Source organism: Arthrobacter sp. YAF17, from assembly GCF_052113365.1.
Taxonomy (GTDB): Bacteria; Actinomycetota; Actinomycetes; order Actinomycetales; family Micrococcaceae; genus Arthrobacter.
In genome coordinates this window covers 69,710-87,545 of record NZ_JBFRDB010000011.1, presented here as the reverse complement: position 1 = coordinate 87,545, position 17,836 = coordinate 69,710, and the positions used below count along the sequence as shown (strand labels likewise).

The 17,836-nt window shown below is 67.8% G+C and carries 18 protein-coding genes; 8 read left to right on the top strand and 10 right to left on the bottom strand.

What is annotated here, in order from left to right; genetic code table 11:
• The 4 genes from AB4Y67_RS10850 to lepB all read left to right on the top strand — a co-directional run bounded on the left by AB4Y67_RS10850 (position 1) and on the right by lepB (position 3,468).
• Complete coding sequence (locus AB4Y67_RS10850; protein ID WP_441405778.1) at positions 1-651, top strand: GNAT family N-acetyltransferase; 651 nt, start codon at positions 1-3, stop codon at positions 649-651.
• A gap of 48 nt (positions 652-699) precedes the next feature.
• Positions 700-1,230: a hypothetical protein gene (locus tag AB4Y67_RS10845; RefSeq protein WP_441405777.1), complete on the top strand. Its 531-nt coding sequence runs from the start codon at positions 700-702 to the stop codon at positions 1,228-1,230.
• A gap of 146 nt (positions 1,231-1,376) precedes the next feature.
• Positions 1,377-2,981 carry a multicopper oxidase family protein gene (locus tag AB4Y67_RS10840; protein ID WP_441405776.1) on the top strand — a complete coding sequence of 535 codons (1,605 nt, stop codon included), beginning with the start codon at positions 1,377-1,379 and terminating at the stop codon, positions 2,979-2,981.
• Between the two features lie 4 nt (positions 2,982-2,985).
• Positions 2,986-3,468, top strand: a complete 483-nt coding sequence (gene lepB / locus AB4Y67_RS10835; RefSeq protein WP_441405775.1) for a signal peptidase I — start codon at positions 2,986-2,988, stop codon at positions 3,466-3,468.
• Positions 3,469-3,862: 394 nt separating this feature from the next.
• Here lepB and AB4Y67_RS10830 read toward each other — a convergent pair whose 3' ends face one another.
• Entirely contained in the window at positions 3,863-5,305 is a 1,443-nt protein-coding gene (locus AB4Y67_RS10830) for a PhoH family protein (RefSeq protein WP_441405774.1), read from the bottom strand.
• Between the two features lie 233 nt (positions 5,306-5,538).
• Positions 5,539-6,300 carry an isoprenyl transferase gene (locus AB4Y67_RS10825; RefSeq protein ID WP_441405773.1) on the bottom strand — a complete coding sequence of 254 codons (762 nt, stop codon included), beginning with the start codon at positions 6,298-6,300 and terminating at the stop codon, positions 5,539-5,541.
• 152 nt (positions 6,301-6,452) lie between these two features.
• Here AB4Y67_RS10825 and trhA point away from each other — a divergent pair, with 152 nt between their 5' ends.
• Entirely contained in the window at positions 6,453-7,175 is a 723-nt protein-coding gene (gene trhA, locus AB4Y67_RS10820; RefSeq protein ID WP_441405772.1) for a PAQR family membrane homeostasis protein TrhA, read from the top strand.
• Between the two features lie 135 nt (positions 7,176-7,310).
• Here the strand turns inward: trhA and AB4Y67_RS10815 are convergent, their stop codons facing one another.
• Entirely contained in the window at positions 7,311-7,979 is a 669-nt protein-coding gene (locus tag AB4Y67_RS10815; RefSeq protein ID WP_441405771.1) for an HAD family hydrolase, read from the bottom strand.
• A gap of 120 nt (positions 7,980-8,099) precedes the next feature.
• On the opposite strand from AB4Y67_RS10815, the gene AB4Y67_RS10810 reads away from it, so the two are divergent.
• On the top strand, positions 8,100-8,672 hold the full coding sequence (locus AB4Y67_RS10810; protein ID WP_441405770.1) for an alpha/beta fold hydrolase: 573 nt from the start codon (positions 8,100-8,102) through the stop codon (positions 8,670-8,672).
• A gap of 46 nt (positions 8,673-8,718) precedes the next feature.
• On the opposite strand, the gene AB4Y67_RS10805 is transcribed toward AB4Y67_RS10810, so the two are convergent.
• The 3 genes from AB4Y67_RS10805 to mca all read right to left on the bottom strand — a co-directional run bounded on the left by AB4Y67_RS10805 (position 8,719) and on the right by mca (position 12,237).
• The gene (locus AB4Y67_RS10805) at positions 8,719-10,911 is read right to left on the bottom strand and encodes a thioredoxin domain-containing protein (protein ID WP_441405769.1); all 2,193 of its coding nucleotides are present in this window, start codon (positions 10,909-10,911) and stop codon (positions 8,719-8,721) included.
• Positions 10,889-11,221, bottom strand: coding sequence for a hypothetical protein (locus AB4Y67_RS10800; RefSeq protein WP_441405768.1), 333 nt, complete (start codon positions 11,219-11,221; stop codon positions 10,889-10,891). The genes AB4Y67_RS10805 and AB4Y67_RS10800 overlap by 23 nt, the downstream gene beginning before the upstream one ends.
• A 110-nt stretch (positions 11,222-11,331) precedes the next feature.
• A complete protein-coding gene (mca, locus tag AB4Y67_RS10795) occupies positions 11,332-12,237 on the bottom strand; it encodes a mycothiol conjugate amidase Mca (RefSeq protein WP_441405767.1) in 906 nt (301 codons plus the stop codon).
• A 121-nt stretch (positions 12,238-12,358) separates the two neighbouring features.
• On the opposite strand from mca, the gene AB4Y67_RS10790 reads away from it, so the two are divergent.
• Both AB4Y67_RS10790 and greA read left to right on the top strand, forming a co-directional pair.
• On the top strand, positions 12,359-12,817 hold the full coding sequence (locus AB4Y67_RS10790) for a DUF4307 domain-containing protein (RefSeq protein WP_441405766.1): 459 nt from the start codon (positions 12,359-12,361) through the stop codon (positions 12,815-12,817).
• A gap of 166 nt (positions 12,818-12,983) precedes the next feature.
• Positions 12,984-13,478, top strand: a complete 495-nt coding sequence (gene greA / locus AB4Y67_RS10785) for a transcription elongation factor GreA (protein ID WP_346924763.1) — start codon at positions 12,984-12,986, stop codon at positions 13,476-13,478.
• A gap of 106 nt (positions 13,479-13,584) precedes the next feature.
• Here greA and AB4Y67_RS10780 read toward each other — a convergent pair whose 3' ends face one another.
• The 4 genes from AB4Y67_RS10780 to AB4Y67_RS10765 form a co-directional block, all read right to left on the bottom strand.
• Positions 13,585-14,208 (bottom strand): rhomboid family intramembrane serine protease, encoded by a 624-nt coding sequence (locus tag AB4Y67_RS10780; RefSeq protein WP_441405765.1) that lies wholly within the window; start codon positions 14,206-14,208, stop codon positions 13,585-13,587.
• Between the two features lie 9 nt (positions 14,209-14,217).
• Positions 14,218-15,456 carry a threonine ammonia-lyase gene (gene ilvA / locus AB4Y67_RS10775; protein ID WP_441405764.1) on the bottom strand — a complete coding sequence of 413 codons (1,239 nt, stop codon included), beginning with the start codon at positions 15,454-15,456 and terminating at the stop codon, positions 14,218-14,220.
• 33 nt (positions 15,457-15,489) lie between these two features.
• Positions 15,490-16,776 (bottom strand): AI-2E family transporter, encoded by a 1,287-nt coding sequence (locus AB4Y67_RS10770; protein WP_441405763.1) that lies wholly within the window; start codon positions 16,774-16,776, stop codon positions 15,490-15,492.
• 61 nt (positions 16,777-16,837) lie between these two features.
• Positions 16,838-17,827, bottom strand: coding sequence for an aldose 1-epimerase family protein (locus tag AB4Y67_RS10765; protein ID WP_441405762.1), 990 nt, complete (start codon positions 17,825-17,827; stop codon positions 16,838-16,840).
• Positions 17,828-17,836 lie beyond the last annotated feature (9 nt).

Here is a 17,836-nt window from a genome sequence, read left to right as displayed (position 1 = left end):
ATGACTGAGCTCGCCCGCTACTGGCCGCCCTTCGGCCTCACGCTGACTACACCCCGCCTCACGCTGCGGCCAATCCGTGATGAGGAGATCCCCGCGGCGGTGCAGGCGGCCCTGAGCGGCATTCACGAGCCCGGCCGCAGCCCGTTCAGCAAACCATGGGCGGAAGCCCCTGCAGAGGAGCTCGGGCCCAACATGGCGCAGTGGTACTGGCGGTGCCGCGGGACGATGTCGCCGCAGGAGTGGACGCTGCTGCTGGGCATCTGGCACGACGGCGAGTTCATCGGCTGCCAGGACGTCGAGGCCAAGGACTTCGCCACGCTGAAGACTGTCAGCACGGGTTCCTGGCTCCGGCGGAGTGTGCACGGCCAGGGATTCGGCAAGGAGATGCGTGCCGCCGTCGCCCTCTATGCCTTTGATTGGCTCGGTGCGGAGGTCGCGGAATCCGAGGCGGCAGCCTGGAACCAGCAGTCGCTGGGCGTGTCACGTTCCCTCGGCTACGAACTGAACGGAGTCACCCGCGCCGCCTGGGGCGGTCAACGCCAGGAAGCCCAGAAGGTCCGCCTCATCCCGGCGACCTTCAAGCGCCCCGACTGGAACCTGCAGGTAGCCGGCCACGACGCCACGGCGAAATTCCTGGGCATCGGCGGCTAGCGCCACCGGTACCGGCTTTTCCCAAGCCGGGCGGGCTTCAATGACCGCATGACCGCCATCGAGCTCGAAGCGAAGCCAGCAGCGCGCGGCACACGCCGGCGTCTCATACTGATTCCCGTCGCCATGCTGAGCCTCATCGGGCTTACCCTGGTGTACCTGTTCCTCACCGCGCGGCCCGAACCAAGCGTTCCGCTGGGCGCGTCCGCCTCTATTCCGGGCGGCATGGCCAGCATCGGCGAGATCGTCCCGGTCGAGGACGACGGCTGGGAACCGGAAGACAATGACGACGCGCTGGACGGCGCCCCTGCGGAAGGCACCCACAGGGTCCGGCTCGTGGTCCGGATCACCGCGCTGGAGCCCGGCGGCCTGCGGCTGGATACCGGCGACTTCAGTGTCTCGGGCCTGGGCCGGGAGCAGTTCCGGCCGCTCTGGCAAGCGCCGGCCGCCGCGGACCTCCAACAGGGCGAGGCAGTCGCGGCAACCCTGATCTTCGAACTTCCGGACAAGGCGGTCGCCCTGGTCCTCGACGGGCCCGGCGGCTCACGGCTGTCCCTGGGCCTGTCACACCACACCGGCTAGCCTCAAACCCGACCGACCTGCCCGGACAGCCGGCTTTGGCACGGTCCCGCAGGCCGCACCTGCGGACACTCGTTCGGTAGGTTTTTCCAAGCTCCTTGGCCCACTCTGGCGGAAGAAACACCAATGTTGAAAGGAAGCTGATCAACATGTCCCTAACACGGAGGCAGGCGCTCATCCTCGGCGGAGTCGGAGTGGTCGGGGCGGGCATCGTGACAGTACCCATTTCCGGCGTCAGCGCGAAGTCTGCCAGCAAGCTCAGTGACAGTGACATGCCCCGGCCTTTCCGGGAGCCGCTGACTATTCCGCCGCCCCTGGCCTACCAGACAACTGTCGGCGCTGACGGCGTCACCACGCGCCACTACACCATGACGCAGCGGCTGGGCAGCGCCAAGATCCTCTCCCGGTTGAGCACTCCGATCCTGGGCTACAACGGCATCTTCCCGGGCCCCACCATCCGGATCGACAAGGGAACCCGGTCCATCGTCCGTGTCCGCAACCAACTCCCCGCCAAGCACCCGACGCTGGGCCATGCCATGCCCACATCGACCCATCTGCACGGATCCGCGTCCCTTCCGCAGTTTGACGGCTACGCGAACGACCTCACGCTGCCCGGTTTCTACAAGGATTACCACTACCCGAACAGCCAGCCGGCACGGTCCCTCTGGTACCACGATCACGCTGTGCACTTCACGGCGCAAAACGTCTATTCGGGGCTGGCCGGCCAGTACCTGATCAGCGATCCGGTCGAGAAGGGGCTGCTCCCCCAGGGCAATTTCGACGTCCCCCTCACCATCAGCGACGCCATGTTCGCGGCCAACGGCGCGCTGGGCTTTGACGACCGCGAGCACTCGGGCCTGTGGGGAGACGTCATCCTGGTCAACGGCAAACCCTGGCCGGTCATGAAGGTCCAGAAACGCGTCTACCGCTTCCGGGTCCTGAACGCTTCCGTGTCCCGGTCCTACAACTTCAAGCTCAGCACCGGAGACCCTGTCACCTTGGTGGCCACGGACGCAGGGCTGGTGCCCGTGGCGCAGACGCTCGCGTCCTGGCGCCACGGCAGTGCCGAGCGCTATGAGATCCTGATTGACTTCCGCAAATACGCCACCGGGACCCGGATCGAACTGCGCAATTCGTCGAACGACAACAACCGCGATTTCGACAACACCGGAAAGATCATGGCCTTCGACGTCGTCGGTGACGCCGTCAACACGGCGGACCCCACGTGGAACACCATCCCCACCACACTCGCCACCAGCCACGCGATGGACCTCACCGCAGCGGATTCCATGAAGACCCGCAGGTTCCGGATCCGGCACGACGACGTCACCAACATCTGGATGATCGACAACCTGACCTGGGAAGAAGTCATCGCGAGCGGTTTCAAGCGGGTGATGGCCGATCCCGCGCTGGACGCCGTGGAGATCTGGGAGTTGGAAAACAGCTCCGACGGCTGGTTCCACCCCATGCACATGCACCTCGTGGACTTCCAGATCCTCAGCCGGAACGGCAAACCGCCGTTCGCCCACGAGAAGGGGCCCAAGGACGTGGTCTACGTCGGGGAACGGGAAACCGTGCGGTTGTTGGTCCACTTCGGCCCGCACCGTGGACGCTACATGCTCCACTGCCACAACCTGACCCATGAGGACCACGCCATGATGCTCCAGTTCCGCGTGGGGCTCGGCGCCAATGAAGCAGACCCGAACGATCCGATCACCGCGGCCCCGGCCGTCTGGGACCCAGTCCAGGGCTGAGCAGGTGCAACGACGCACCGTGGCCGGCGCCGCCCTCTGCCTGGGCGGGCTGCTGGCGCTCCGGCTCTGGGTGGTCGAACCGATCACGGTCAGCTCGGAAAGCATGGAACCGACCGTCGCGGCCGGCAGCATCGTCTGGCTGAACAAGGCCCTCCCCCGTCTGGCCGGGGTCCAGCCGGGCCAGCTGGTCGTCTTCAACGGACCGGACGACGGCGAGATGCCCAACGAAGCGGTCCTGCTCAAACGCGTGGTGGCCACCGAGGGACAGACTGTCGCCATCCTCGACGGCGTCCTCTACGTGGACGGAACCGAAGCCAAAGAACCCTTCGTCGACCAGCGAACCATCGACGGCGTCTACTTCGGCACCGTAACAGTCCCGCCCGGCGGCCTCTTCGTCCTCGGCGACAACCGAGAATCCTCAGTAGACTCCCGAGACTTCGGCCCCATCCCCATCACAGCAGTCCAAGGCACAGTCCTGGGCCGATAGCCAAGACGTGGGAGCGTCCGGCGAGCGGTCCCACGGCGCCCCGCCGTCGCTTAGACACCTCCCGCCGCTTCACTGCGGTCGCTGGGCGACCTCCGCTTCGCTCTGGTCGGCGATGCGCTCCTCAGCGGGACACCGCGGGCCCGCGAAGGTGACCCCCCTCCCCCGCAAGGAGCAACCGGACGAACGCACCGGACCGCGGTTCTTCGCAAAAGGTGACTGCAGCAGCCGCCGGACCGCGGTTCTTCGCAAAGGAGCGCATCGCGGCGCATCGGGCCCCGAAGGTCGCCCAGCGACCGCAGCGGGTCCGATGGGCCGTGTCTAAGCGACGGCGAAGGGCCGCGGCCCGGCGACCCGGACCACGGCCCCTCGCAAAGGCGAGCCCAGGAACGAAAACCTAGATCTCCGCCCCCTCCAGCAGATCCGTTACCAACGCCGCAATCGGCGAGCGCTCTGACCGGGTGAGGGTGACGTGGCCGAAGAGCGGGTGGCCCTTGAGCGTTTCGACGACGGCGGCGACGCCGTCGTGCCGGCCGACCCGGAGGTTGTCACGCTGGGCGACGTCGTGGGTGAGGACGATCTTGGAGTTCTGCCCGATCCGGCTCATGACGGTGAGGAGGACGTTTTTCTCGAGCGACTGGGCCTCGTCCACGATCACGAAGGCGTCGTGCAGGGAACGGCCGCGGATGTGGGTCAGCGGCATCACCTCGAGCATGCCGCGGTCCATGACCTCCTCCACGACTTCCTGGCTGACCAGGGCGCCGAGGGTATCGAAGACGGCCTGCGCCCACGGGTTCATTTTCTCCGCCTCGGAGCCCGGCAGGTAGCCGAGTTCCTGGCCGCCCACGGCGTAGAGCGGCCGGAAAACGATCACCTTGCGGTGTTCCCTGCGCTCCAGGACGGCTTCAAGGCCCGCGCAGAGGGCGAGGGCGGACTTCCCCGTGCCCGCACGCCCGCCGAGGGACACGATGCCCACGGAAGGATCCATCAGCAGGTCGATCGCCAGCCGCTGCTCGGCCGAACGCCCGTGCAGCCCGAACACGTCGCGGTCACCCTTGACGAGGCGGACCTGCTTGTCGGCGCCCACCCGGCCGAGTGCTGATCCCCGCTGCGAGAGGATCACCAGGCCCGTGTTCGTCGGCATCTCGGCTGCCTCCGGAATGAAGACCGGCTCGTGGCCGTAGAGCGTGGCGACTTCCTCCTCGCCCGCGTCGATTTCTGCGACGCCGGTCCATCCCGAGTCCTTGACGAGTTCGTTGCGGTACTCGTCAGCCTGTAGCCCCATGGCCGAGGCCTTGACGCGCATCGGGAGGTCCTTGGACACCACCGTGACGTCGCGGCCCTCGTTGGCGAGGTTCTTGGCGACGGCGAGGATCCGGCTGTCGTTGTCCCCGCCGCGGAAGCCGGCCGGCAGCACCTCGGCGGAGATGTGGTTCAGTTCCACCATAAGCGTGCCGCCGTCGTGGCCGAGCGGGATGGGCCGGTCGAGTCCGTCGTGCTCCACCCGCAGGTCATCGAGGAGCCGGAGCGCCTTGCGGGCGAAATAGCCGAGCTCGGGGTCGTGCCGCTTGCCTTCGAGTTCGGTGATGACGACGATCGGCAGGATGACTTCGTGTTCCGCGAACCGCAACAGGGCCCGCGGGTCCGAGAGCAGCACCGAGGTGTCGATCACGAAGCTCCGGGCCGGTTCCGTGCTTGCTGTCCCTTCCCCGGAAACAGCAAGACCGGCTGCGGCGTCCCTGGACGCTGCACCGGTCTTTGAGGTGGCTCGCTTGGCGCGAGAGGTAGCTTTCTGTCCCTGGTCGGTCACGACGTCGGGCAGTTGTTCAGAAATAGCCACATCGACTCCAGCCCCGGGACGCATGCCCGGAATTGTTATTGGTGAGGCGGCTCGGCCTGGAGGCCGGACGCGGCCTCCCATACACCCGGTGCGAACTTCCGCTCCATGTACTGGCCTCCCCGATCAGCCGGCGGTTTGCCTGCTGATGGGATTAACGTACGTCCCGGACATGGCGTTTCCGTGCCAATTTTTCGGCGATTCTTGTTGCCATCGCGTGAACACCAAATAACGGCTCAGGAGCCGTAGCGGCGCTGCCTGCCGGCGTAGTCGCGCAGGGCCCGGAGGAAGTCCACTTTCCGGAACGCCGGCCACAGGGCTTCGCAGAAATAGAACTCGCTGTACGCGCTTTGCCACATCAGGAAGCCGGAGAGCCGCTGCTCCCCGGAAGTGCGGATCACGAGGTCCGGATCGGGCTGGCCGCGGGTGTAGAGGAAGCGTGAGATGTCGTCGACGCTGAGCTCATCGGCCAGTTTCCCGATGTCCGAACCGCGGGCGACGGCGTCGTGCAACAGTTCGCGGACGGCGTCGACGATTTCGCGGCGTCCGCCGTAGCCGACGGCGACGTTGACATGGATTTTCTCCCGCGCCGGGGTGCGGGCTGTGAGCCGGTTGAGGCGCGCCGCCAGATAGTCGGGCAGCAGTTCCGGGGCGCCCATCGCATGGACCGAGATCTCGGCGTCCTCGTCCAGCCGGTCCAGGGTGTTGGCGATGATGCCCATGAGCAGGTCGAGCTCTTCGCCCGAGCGGTTCATGTTGTCCGTGGAGAGCATGTAAAGGGTGACCACTTTGACGCCGAGTTCCTGGCACCAGCCGAGAAACTCATGGATCTTGTCGGCCCCGGCCTGGTGGCCCTGGCTGGTCGGTGCGTTGAACTGCCGGGCCCAGCGGCGGTTGCCGTCCACCATGACGCCGATGTGCCGGGGGATGCGCTCCGGGTCCAGGGACCGCTGGAGCTTGCGCTCGTAGAAGCCATAGAGGAACCCGGGCATTTCCATCCGGAGATTTCACCTGGCTTCCTTGTACGACTGCAGTGCAAATCCTAGGCTACCCGCCGGAGGACACACCGAGGCACAAGGTCGTTACGATTCTGCCCGGTCGACTTTGTTACTAGTGGGTAACTTACTGGACCGTAGGTTATTATTGCGGCATGGAAAGCAACACCCCCGAGCCCCGGCCGGAGCAGCCGGCGGACCGTGGAACCGGCCCGATCGACGAGGCTGCGGTCCGGCTGGCCGAGCTCCTGATGATCAAGCCGAAGTGGCGGGGCTGGATCCACACGGTGACGGCTCCCCTGGCGCTGGCCGCCGGCCTGGTGCTCGTGCTGCTGGCCCCGACGCCGGACCTGAAGATCGCGTGCGCCGTCTATGCGTTCACCGGGGTGCTGCTGTTCGGCATCAGCGCCATCTACCACCGGGGCAACTGGTCACCGCGCGTCAAGATAGTGCTGAAGCGGCTGGACCACACGAACATCATGCTGGTGATCGCGGGAAGCTACACGCCGCTTGCCTGGGCGCTCCTGGACCGGCCAAAGGCCGAGCTGCTGTTGTGGGTGATCTGGTCCGGGGCGATCCTCGGCGTGCTGTTCCGGCTGCTGTGGACCGACGCCCCGCGCTGGCTCTATGTGCCGATCTACATCGCCCTGGGCTGCGGCGCGCTTTTCTACCTGCCGGAGTTCTTCGCAGCCAATGTGGCCTCGGCGGTGCTGATCTGCGTCGGTGGCGCGCTCTACATCACCGGCGCCGTGTTCTACGCTCTGAAGAAGCCGAACATTAGCTACTCACACTTCGGTTTCCACGAGCTGTTCCACGCCCTGACGGTCCTCGCCTTCGCCGCGCACTACATCGCGATTGCCATCGCCGTCCTGAGCTGAAATCCGCCGCTGGTCCCGCCGCCTGCGCGGGCTCTCCCCACCTTCCAGACGGCGACGTCGCGGCTCGCCGGATCCACTGCCCGACACGCGGGCACAGACTCCAAAGGTGGGGAAATTCCGGCGTCGAGGTCCGGCTCAGGAGGGCGAGGGCCGCCCGGCCTCGATGAGCCCGGGCAGTTGCCGCATATCGGAGAACACCGTGGTGCCGGGCCCTTCCAGCCGCTCCGCCGGGGTCACCCCGCCGGCGTACGCGAAAACATGCATCCCGGCCGACCGGGCCGCTTGGACGCCGTGGGCGCTGTCTTCGACGACGGCGCAGCGCTCCGGTGCGGTGCCGAGCGTCCCTGCGGCGTGCAGGAACAGATCCGGGGCGGGTTTGCCGTTGGCGACTTCCGTCGCGCTGAAGATCCGGCCTTCGAAGCGGTGCCACAGCCCGGTCTGCCCGAGCGTCTGCCGCATCTTGGCATGGGTCCCGCTGGAGGCAACGCAGTTCGGGAGCCGGAGCTCATCGAGTGCTTCCACGACGCCGTCGACCGCCACGAGGTCGCGTTCGAACGCCGTCCGGTACCACGGCTCGTACTTCCGGTCCCACCCCTCAGCCAGCTCGACGCCGAGCTGCTCTTCGAGCGTGGCAACGAAGTGCGCCTCGCTCCTGCCGACGAAGCGCTCCACGATTTCGTCCAGTTCCAGTTCCCAGCCGAGGTCGGCGAGCACCAGCTGGTCCACCCGCACTGCGATGACCTCGGAATCGACCAGGACGCCGTCGCAGTCGAAAACCACGAGTTTGAAAGGGTGAGGAGTCATTCCGCCAGTGTAACCAGCCGTTCCCCCACCTCAACGGCAGAACCCCGAGGGGGTTGAGGCCGGCCGGCCTAGGTGTTGAGATAGGGCCACACACCGCGACAAGCGCGAAGGAGGACCACCATGACAATGGCCCGGCAGATCCTGTTCATCCAGGGTGGTGGCGCGGGCACGCACGACGACTGGGACAACAAACTGGTTGGGAGCCTGTTGCGGGGGCTTGGCGACGGGTACGAGGTCCAGTACCCGCGGATGCCGGACGAAGACGACCCGGATCCGGCTGCGTGGAGCACGGCCATCCGACGTGAGCTGGCGGCTTTGGAGGACGGCGCCGTCGTGGTGGGCCATTCGGTGGGTGCGGCAATCCTCATCAACGCTCTTGCCGGGCAGCCCCCAGGGTGCGCGCTGGCGGCGATCGTGCTGATCGCCGCGCCGTTCGTCGGCGACGGCGGCTGGCCCGCCGACGACTTCGAGTTGCCAACGAACCTCGGAACGAGGCTTCCGCACGGGGTACCGGTTCACGTGTTCCACGGTCTCGCGGACCAGACCGTCCCGCCGTCGCACGCGGACCTGTATGCCGGGGTGATCCCCCAGGCGCAGGTGCACCGGCTCCCCGGCCGCGACCACCAACTGAACAACGATCTGAGCGACGTGGCAAAGGCGATCGGCGCCGGCGCCAGCGCCGTGCCCCAATGAGTTTTGGCCCGTTGAGTTAGGCAGAAGTCCGCGTCCGGCAGCCGGTTCATCCCCCCATGCTGGCGAGGCGCTCCCGCACTGCCCGGACCGAACCCACGGGAAGCCCGCAGACCATGCCGCGGCACAGGAAGACCAGCGGCGAGCCGTCCGGGGCCGCCGCCCGGCCGCGCAGCAGGGGCGGCCCCTGCCCGTCCGCCTCAGGCTGCAGGGCGATCACCAGCCCGGGGCTAGGCGAGCGCAGCAACGCCAGGTGAAGCGCCGCCCTTTCCGGGGTGTCGGGCCCGACCACGGCGGCCTCCACCGGGCCCGCGAGCGCGGCCTGCGCCGTCGCGAGCAACCAGCCTGCCGCCCGCGGCGCTCGGGTGGCCAGCGGCGGCAGCAGAGCGAGGATGTTGCCGGCGAGGGCCCGGTATTCAGGTGAACCGGACAGGGCCGAGAAGGACAGCAGCGCTCCGGCGAAGGCTGCGGCTCCGCTGGGGGTGGCGTCGTCGAACGGATTCAGCGGGGCCCGTCCGCCCTGCGCGTTGGCGAGCTGCTCCGACTCCCCCGCAGCGTCCTGGAGCGTGCCGTCCGTGGCGAAGCGCTCGCACGCCGCCGCCAGGATGTCCCCGGCCAGCCGGTACCAGCGGGTCCGGCCCGAGGCCGCGTAGAGCGCGATCAGGCCCTCGGCGCAGAACGCGTAGTCCTCCAGGAGCCCGCCGATTCCCCGCGCCACGCCGTCATGGGAGACCCGCATCAGCGTGCCGGGACCGCCGTCGGCACCCGGCTTCCAGTGCACCCGCGCCAGGTACTCCGCGATGCGCCCCGCCGCGGCCACGAGCCTGGGCTGGCCCAGAACCGCTCCGGCCTCGGCCAGGGCGGCAACGGCCAGGCCGTCCCAGCCGGCTACCACCTTGTCGTCCCGGGCAGGCTGCGGCCGTCGCGAGCGCCCGGCGAGCAGCACCGGCCGGACCTGCTGCCAGAGTTCCGCTTCGTCGGCACTGAGCGCCCGGCCAGGGTGCAGTGGGGAGCCGTCGGCGGTCACGGTGCCGCCGGCGTGGACGTTCATCAGGCGGCCGACGGCGCCGCCGTCGGCCGGTCCCAGCACAGACTCCAGGGCTGCCGGCGTCCACAGGTAGCTGGCACCCTCCGTGTGAACACCGTCCACGACTGTGTCGGCGTCGAGGGACGAGGCAAGGGCCTCGGGCAGCTGCCCGTTCCCGGCATCGTCAGCGCCCAGCCCCAGCGATGCCAGCAGCCAGCCGGCGGTGCGGCCGGCGACGTCGGCGGCTTCCGCGGCCGGGTACCCGGGCGTGCCGCCGAGCCGGACCCAGTGGACGTAGACCCGCAGCAGCTGGGCGTTGTCGTACAGCATTTTCTCGAAGTGCGGCACCGACCAGTCGCGGGTCACGGAGTAGCGGGCGAAGCCGCCGTCGAGCTGGTCGAACAGGGCCGAACGGGACATCGCCGCGAGCGTCCGGCCCGCCAAATCGCGGGCCTGCGCCGGGGTTCCGGCGTCGAGGGCCGGCGAGGCAACCGCCGCGTGCCGGATCAGGAATTCCAGGACGGCCGACGGCGGGAACTTCGGAGCGCCGCCAAAGCCGCCATAGGCTGTGTCTTCGTCACCTGCCAGGGCCTCCACGGCTTCCCTTGGAAGGTACGGATCGAACGGTTCCGGCACACCGTCCAGGCGGACGGCGGCGCCGGGCCGGGAAGCGGCGAGGCCGCGGGCCAGGGTGTCGGCGTTTTGTTCCACGGCTCCGCGGCGTTCCTGCCACGCGTCCGCTACGGCCTCCAACACCTGGCGGAAGGACGGCCTGCCCGGCAGCGGCCGGGGCGGATAGTAGGTGCCAGCGTAGAAGGCCCGCCCGTCAGGCAGCAGGAAGACGGACATCGGCCAGCCGCCTTCTCCGCTGAGCGCCTGGGTCGCGGCCATGTAGGCGGCGTCGACATCGGGGCGCTCCTCACGGTCCACCTTCACGGCCACGAAGTTGGCGTTCAGGAAGTCCGCGGTGCCCTGGTCTTCGAAGGATTCGTGGGCCATGACGTGGCACCAATGGCACGCCGCATAGCCGATCGAGAGGAAAACCGGCACGTCGCGGGCCGTTGCGGACGCAAACGCCTCGTCACCGAATGGCCGCCAGTGGACGGGGTTTCCGGCATGCTGCCGGAGGTAGGCAGAGGGTTCTCCGCCCAAGGCGTTGGAGGCCTCGGGTGCGTGCGGAGACGAGCCGCCGTCAGCGGCTTCCGGGCCCTGCATCACCGTTGATTTCGGGACGGTTGCCGGACCGGCCGGCGGGATCTCCGGCACCGTCGGCCTGCGGAGCGCCGTCGTTGACCGAAGCCTCGGCAGCGGCCGCGCGTTCCTCCTCCACCTGGGCACGGTAGCGGACCCGGCGGATGCGCCGCACCATGTCGACGATCAGGAGGGCAGTCAGCACCACGATAAAAGCGGTCAGGACGAAACCCAGCAGGCCGGGCGTCACCTGATCCTGGGTCAGCCCCTCGCGCAGCGACGGCGACGGGGCGGGCGCCGGGGTGGTTGCCAGGGCGATAAGCAAGGAATGCACGGTAAGGACCTTCTATGGGGCTGGATGGCGGCCCGACGGCGGCTGGCCGCGGAACTGCGTTGAACTGGTTCCACAACGTCTTCTACGCGTCATAGAAATGCCGGATATGTCTATCTTAGCCCGGCGAAGAAGTCCTTTTCAGGCAGCTCCGACGGAACCCGGGACTGGATCAGCGAGTAGTCCTCCCACGGCCATACGCGCCGCTGCATCGCCGGGGAGACCGCGAAGAAGAAGCCCTCAGGGTCCACCTGGGTACGGTGTGCCCGCAGCGCATCATCACGTGCCTCGAAGAAATCACCGCATTCGATCTGGGTGGTGGTCGGGTGGGTCGGCGCGGGCGGGGTGTGGCCCTCCGCGTCGGCTTCCAGCCAGGCGGCCAGCCGTTCGGCGTAGGGCGACTGCAGGCCCGATTCCTCCAGCGCAAAATGCAGGGCACGGAACCGCTCGGGGCTGAACGCGCGGTCGTAGTACAACTTGCTCGGCGCCCAGGCCTCACCGGTTCCCGGGTAGCGGGCCGGGTCCCCCGCGGCTTCGAAGGCTTCGACGGCGACGCGGTGCGCCATGATGTGGTCCGGGTGCGGGTAACCGCCGTTCTCGTCGTAGCTCAGGATGACCTGGGGCTTGAAGCGGCGGACCAGCCGGACCAGCGGGGCGGCGGCCCGTTCCAGCGGCAGCGTGGCGAAGGAGCCTGCCGGCAACGGGGGCAGCGGATCACCTTCCGGAAGCCCGGAATCGACAAAGCCCAGCCACTGCTGGCGGACGCCGAGGACCTTGGCGGCGTGCGCCATCTCGAGCCTGCGCGCGCCGGCCATGTCCCGTTTGGGGTGCGGCATGCCTGCGACCGCAGGGTTCTGGATATCGCCACGGGAGCCGTCCGTGCAGGTCGCCACCAGGACCTCGACGCCGGCCGCGGCGTAGCTGGCCATCGTGGCGGCGCCCTTGCTGGATTCGTCGTCGGGATGAGCATGGACAGCCAACAGTCGAAGCGGCGCTGACGGGTTGGTGGACGCTGTCATCGTGAGACGGCTCCTCTTTCTTCTACGGTTTTCATCTACGGGTACGGATCGTCAGGCAGGTGTATCGGGCTCGAACGGCGGCGCGGCGGCCACCCCTCCCGATCCACACTAAACTGGACTGGTGACTTCCAAGGATCAGCCTTCCGCGCCTGCCCCGGCATCTCCCAGCCTAGCCAATCGTTACGGCGGCCAAAAGCGAACGCTGAGCGGCAAAACCAAACGCATCATTTTGGTCGTTGCCCTCGCCGCCGGAATGGCCTTTATGGCCTGGATCTCGACGTCTAACGCGACCGGGAGCGTCACCTTCAAGGACATCGGCTACAGCACTCCTGACGCCACCCTGGCTGAAATCGATTTCCAGGTCACCAAGGAACCGGCTACCGCGGCGAAATGTTCGGTCAAAGCGCTGGATTCCAAGTTCGCCGTCGTCGGCTGGAAGGTTTTGGATATCCCCCCCAACGCCGCCGACGCCGGTTCCGACGGCGGACGCACCACAGCCCACCGGGCAACCGTGCGCACCGAGTCCCAGGCCGTGTCCGGTGTCGTGGACAGCTGCTGGATCCCCGACGCCGCCAAATAGCGCCGCGTCCGTAACACGGGTGTGATCCACACCGCAGGGTTCTTTGGTTTATCCACAGGATTGACTACAATGGATCAATACCTTTCCCCCGCTGAGCTGGTTGCTGAGTTCCAAAAGTGGCCACCGTGGCGGGGTCTTTGCTTGTTTGACCATAAAGGAGAAGTCCGTGTCTACCACGAACAGCGCAACTGCAGCTTGGCTTACCCAGGAAGCTTTTGACCGCCTGAAGGCAGAGCTGGACCACCTCTCCGGCCCCGGCCGGGCGGAAATCGTTCAGAAGATTGAGGCCGCGCGCCAGGAAGGCGACCTCAAGGAGAACGGCGGCTACCACGCGGCCAAAGAGGAGCAGGGCAAGATCGAAGCCCGCATCCGCCAGCTGACCGCGCTGCTCAGGGACGCCCACGTGGGCGAGTCCCCGGCCGACGACGGAATCGTCGAGCCCGGGATGATCGTCGTGGCCAGGATCGCCGGCGACGAGGAGACCTTCCTGCTCGGCTCCCGGGAAATCGCCGGCGACTCGGATCTCGACGTCTTCAGCGAGAAGTCACCCTTGGGTGCTGCCATCGTCGGCCACAAGGAGGGCGACAAGCTCAGCTACACCGCCCCGAACGGCAAGGACATCACGGTGGAGATCATCTCCGCCAAGCCGTACGCCGGCTGACACCTGCACACTGAAACGCACGACGCCGGCGCTCCCCATGCGGGAGGGCCGGCGTCGTTCTTTGTGTCGCGGTCTCTGTGTCGCGGTGCGCTGCCGGCCTGGTGGGCTACTGGCCGGTGCGCGGCGTTCCGGCGCGCGGCGCGCTCAGGATGAGGGCGGCAATCACACCGCCGATGGCGCCGCCGAGGTGCGCCTGCCAGGAAACGTAGCCCGCCACCGTGGGCAGGATTCCGAACAGGATCCCGCCGTAGGTCAGGAACAGCACCACGGAGAGCAGGATCTGCCACCAGTTGCGGTTGAAGAAGCCGCGCACCAGCAGGAACGCGAAGAGCCCGAACACCAGTCCGGACGCCCCCACCGTGACATTGAACCCGCCGATCAGCCACACCACGGTCCCGGAGACCAGCCAGCTCAGGGCCAGGGTGATGAAGAACACCCGGCGCCCGGACAGCAGCACCAGGAAGCCGAAGATGATCAGCGGCAGCGTGTTGGAGAACAGGTGCGCCAGGTTGGCGTGCAGCAGCGGGAACGTCAGGATGTCCAGGAGCCCGTCGGGGCTGCGCGGGCGCAGCCCAAACGTGCCGTTGAGCGACCGGAGCATGAGTGCGTTGATGATCTCAATGACGTACAGCACCAGGACAAACGACCCCACCACGAGCAGTCCCTTGCGGGCGCGCACCGCGGCGGTTTCGACGGCGCGCGGCCGGCCGTTCCGGGTGGAGTCGAGCATCAGGTCCCCTTAATGCACCACGATCGGCTGGAAGCCTTCGGCCCGGAGCGCCGCGAGGACCTTCTCGCAGTGTTCGTGGCCCTTGGTCTCCAGGTTCACGGTAATGGACACGTCCCCCATGCTGATAGAGCCGCCCACGCGGGTGTGGTCCAGGCCCGTGACGTTGGCGTCGTTCTCGGCAATGATCCGGGCGATCGTCGCCAGCGAGCCGGGACGGTCGTCCAGCATCATGCGCACGGTCATGTACCTGCCCGCGGCGGAGAGGCCGCGCTGGATGACCTTGAGCATCAGCATCGGGTCGATGTTGCCGCCGGAGAGCACCACGGCGACCGTGCCCGGGTTCTCGATCTTGCCTTCCATCAGCGCCGCGACACCCACCGCCCCGGCCGGCTCAACAACCATCTTGGCGCGTTCCAGCAGGAAGATGAGTGCCCGGGCCAGGGCGTCCTCGCTGACAGTGACGACGTCGTCGACGAGTTCCCGGATGATGCTGAAAGGCAGCTGGCCGGGCCGGCCGACGGCGATGCCGTCCGCCATGGTGGAGACACGTTTGAGCGGGACAAGGGCGTCCGCGGCGAGCGAGGGCGGGTAGGCGGCGGCGTTTTCGGCCTGCACACCGATGATCCGGATCTCCCGGCCCAGCTCCTTGGCCCTGGCCTTCACGGCCACCGCGACGCCGGCGAGGAGCCCGCCGCCGCCGACGCCCATCAGGATGGTGTCAACGTAAGGGACCTGTTCCAGGATCTCCAGCCCGACGGTGCCCTGGCCGGCAACGACGTCGACGTCGTCGAAGGGGTGGACGAAGACCGCGCCGGTTTCGTCCGCGTAGCGCTTCGCTTCGGCGAGCGCCTCATCGACGTTGTGGCCGTGCAGGACCACCTCGGCCCCGTGGCTGCGGGTAGCGGCGAGTTTGGGCAGCGCGACGCCCAGCGGCATATAGATCCGGGCCTTGATGCCCAGGCTCTTGGCGGCGACGGCCACACCCTGGGCGTGGTTGCCGGCCGAGGCCGCCACGACTCCGCGCTTCTTTTCGTCCGGGGCGAGTTTGGCCATCCGGACGTAGGCGCCGCGGACCTTGAAGGAGCCGGCCCGCTGCAGGTTCTCGCACTTGAGGAAGACTTCGCCGCCGACCATGCTGCCCAGGGCACGCGAGGATTCAACCGGCGTCCGCGTAATAATCCCGTCGAGCAGCTTCTGCGCCTCCAGGACATCGTCCAGCGTGACGGGCAGGCTCTCAAGGGTGTTCACGAACTAGTCTCCTTTTTCGGATCAGTCTTCGGATCAGGGTGCGGACCCGGCGCCCCGTCCGGCATCGCTGCCTGGGGAACCATTGTCGGGGGCAGCGCCATCGCTGCGGCCGGAGGTTGCGCCCGGCAGTCGGGCCAGCGCACTTTCATGTTCCCACGTTCTGCCGGCAATGTAGCGAATCGACGAGTTTGCTACGGCGAGGATGGGAACGGAGAACAGGGCTCCGGGAATTCCGGCGAGGTAGGAGCCGGCGGCGACGGCCAGGATGACGGCCACCGGGTGCAGGGAGACGGCCTTTCCCATGACCAGCGGCTGGAGGATGTGACTCTCCAACTGCTGGACCAGCAGGACGATCCCCAGCATGATCAGTGCATTGACCCAGCCGTTGGCAACGAGTGCCAGCAGTACCGCGACGGCGCCGGTGACGAGGGCGCCGACGATCGGGATGAAGGAACCAAGGAACACGAGCACGCCCAGCGGCAGGGCCAGGGGCACCCCGATGATCGCGGCCCCGACCCCGATCCCGACGGCGTCCACGAACGCGACGAACATCTGGATCCGGGTGTAGCTCACCATCGAGGCCCAGCCGACGCGGCCGGCCCCGTCGGTGGCGGCGCGGGCTTTCCGGGGCAACAGCCGCACAAGGAAGGACCAGATGCGTTGGCCTTCCAGCAGGAAGAATATGAGGATGAACAGCGCCAGGACCATCCCGGCGGCGAAGTGCCCGGCGGTGCTGCCGAAGGAGAGTGCTCCGCTGAGGATGCTGCTGCTGTTGTTCTGCAGCGCCGCGGTGCCTTCCTTCAGGTATTGGTCGATCTGCGCCGCGGAGAGGTGCAGGGGGCCGTCCGCGAGCCAGACCTGGATCTTTTGGACCCCGGTCAGCGCTTCGCTCCACAGCTCGGCGAAACCTGCGACGAGCTGCCGGCCCACAAGCGCCAGGGCGCCGACAATCAGGCCGATGAAGCCCAGGACGGTTATGGCGACCGCGAGCCCGTTGGCAACCCCGTTCCGCCTGAGCCAGTTCTTCACCGGTGCCAGCAGCCCGGCCAGGAGCGCGGCGACCATCACGGGGATCAGCAGGAAGCTGACCCGGCTGAGCAGCCACACGAGGGCGCCCGCCATGAGAATGATGAGCCCCAGCCGCCAGGACCAGGACGCGGCAATCCGCACGCCATAGGGGATGTCCTGGTCGATCTCCCGGTCCGTGACAATTCGCCCCTGTACGGGGACGCTGGCGGGGACGCTGGCGGGGGCGCTCCCAGCGCCAGCGCGGGCAACGTCGGGGTTCTCTCGCGGGGCGGAATCGTCAGCTGGCGTCATAGCCCCATGATTCACCAGCACTCCCCGGATGGGAAACTCGGATGGGAAACCCAGCCGCCGGTCACGGTTCAAGGGACGCGCTGATTCCCCACGTCATGGCGAACCGCTCCCCCGGAGGCAGCCAGCGGAGGCCGTCGCCGCTGTTGAAAGCGTTGGCCGGACCGGTCATGGGCTCGATCGCCACGGCCTTGGTCCTGCCCGGGAACTCCGTGGTGACAAAGACATGGACGTAGCTGCAGTTCTCGTCCTGCCAGAGGCTCACGCTGCGCCCGTCCGCCGCGCTCAGCGTGTGGCGGGCCATGCCGCCGTCGAACTCCAGCTCCGTGTAGGCGGAATCGAGGTCCAGTTCACCGACCAGCCGCCCGGCGCGGAGGTCGAAGTCTCCGCCCGCCGGTTCCGTGCCGCGCGGGATCAGGCGCTGGTCCGTCACGAGCCTCGTGCCGGCGCGGACGGTGACGGTGAGTTCCTCGCTCGGCAGCTCCCCCAGCCGGAGGTAGGGGTGGGCGCCGAGGACGAACGGGGCCGGCTCCTGTGAGTCGTTGATGAGCAGCTGCCGGACCACCAGGCCCAGGTCCGCGGCCAGTTCGTAGCTCACTCGGTGGCGCAGCAAGAAGGGATAGCCGTGCTGCGGGAACACGGCCGCTTCGAGCGTGACCGAAAACTCGGATTCGTCGACGAGCGCATAGGAGGCGTTGCGCAGCAGCCCGTGGCTGGCGTTGTTGCGGGACACCTCGGTGATGTCCAGCTGCTGCTTCTTGCCGTTCAGGTACCAGACGCCGTCTTCCACGCGGTTCGCCCACGGCGCCAGGGTGATGCCGGCGGCGCCAGGCGAAATCACCCCGTCCCCGTAGCTTTCCGTCAGGGCCGTGCCGCCGCGGCTGTACAGCCGCAGCCCGGCGGCCAGTTCGGTGACGACGGCGAGCGCGTCGCCGCGCCGCAGCTCGTACTGCCGGCCCGTGGCGTAGCGCCGGGCCGCATCGTCCGGGCCGGTGCCATCGGCGGGGCTGTCGCTGTGGGGAGAGTCCGGGAAAGCGGGGGTCTGAACGTCCATGGTCCCCAC

Bases quoted from the DNA above. Each gene is read 5' to 3' on its own strand.
- AB4Y67_RS10840 (WP_441405776.1), top strand. From the start codon at position 1,377: ATGTCCCTAACACGGAGGCAGGCGCTCATCCTCGGCGGAGTCGGAGTG.
- AB4Y67_RS10780 (WP_441405765.1), bottom strand. From the start codon at position 14,208: ATGCTCGACTCCACCCGGAACGGCCGGCCGCGCGCCGTCGAAACCGCC.
- AB4Y67_RS10765 (WP_441405762.1), bottom strand. From the start codon at position 17,827: ATGGACGTTCAGACCCCCGCTTTCCCGGACTCTCCCCACAGCGACAGC.
- AB4Y67_RS10850 (WP_441405778.1), top strand. From the start codon at position 1: ATGACTGAGCTCGCCCGCTACTGGCCGCCCTTCGGCCTCACGCTGACT.
- AB4Y67_RS10825 (WP_441405773.1), bottom strand. From the start codon at position 6,300: ATGGAAATGCCCGGGTTCCTCTATGGCTTCTACGAGCGCAAGCTCCAG.
- AB4Y67_RS10805 (WP_441405769.1), bottom strand. From the start codon at position 10,911: ATGCAGGGCCCGGAAGCCGCTGACGGCGGCTCGTCTCCGCACGCACCC.
- AB4Y67_RS10810 (WP_441405770.1), top strand. From the start codon at position 8,100: ATGACAATGGCCCGGCAGATCCTGTTCATCCAGGGTGGTGGCGCGGGC.
- AB4Y67_RS10770 (WP_441405763.1), bottom strand. From the start codon at position 16,776: ATGACGCCAGCTGACGATTCCGCCCCGCGAGAGAACCCCGACGTTGCC.
- AB4Y67_RS10845 (WP_441405777.1), top strand. From the start codon at position 700: ATGACCGCCATCGAGCTCGAAGCGAAGCCAGCAGCGCGCGGCACACGC.
- trhA (WP_441405772.1), top strand. From the start codon at position 6,453: ATGGAAAGCAACACCCCCGAGCCCCGGCCGGAGCAGCCGGCGGACCGT.
- mca (WP_441405767.1), bottom strand. From the start codon at position 12,237: ATGACAGCGTCCACCAACCCGTCAGCGCCGCTTCGACTGTTGGCTGTC.
- AB4Y67_RS10815 (WP_441405771.1), bottom strand. From the start codon at position 7,979: ATGACTCCTCACCCTTTCAAACTCGTGGTTTTCGACTGCGACGGCGTC.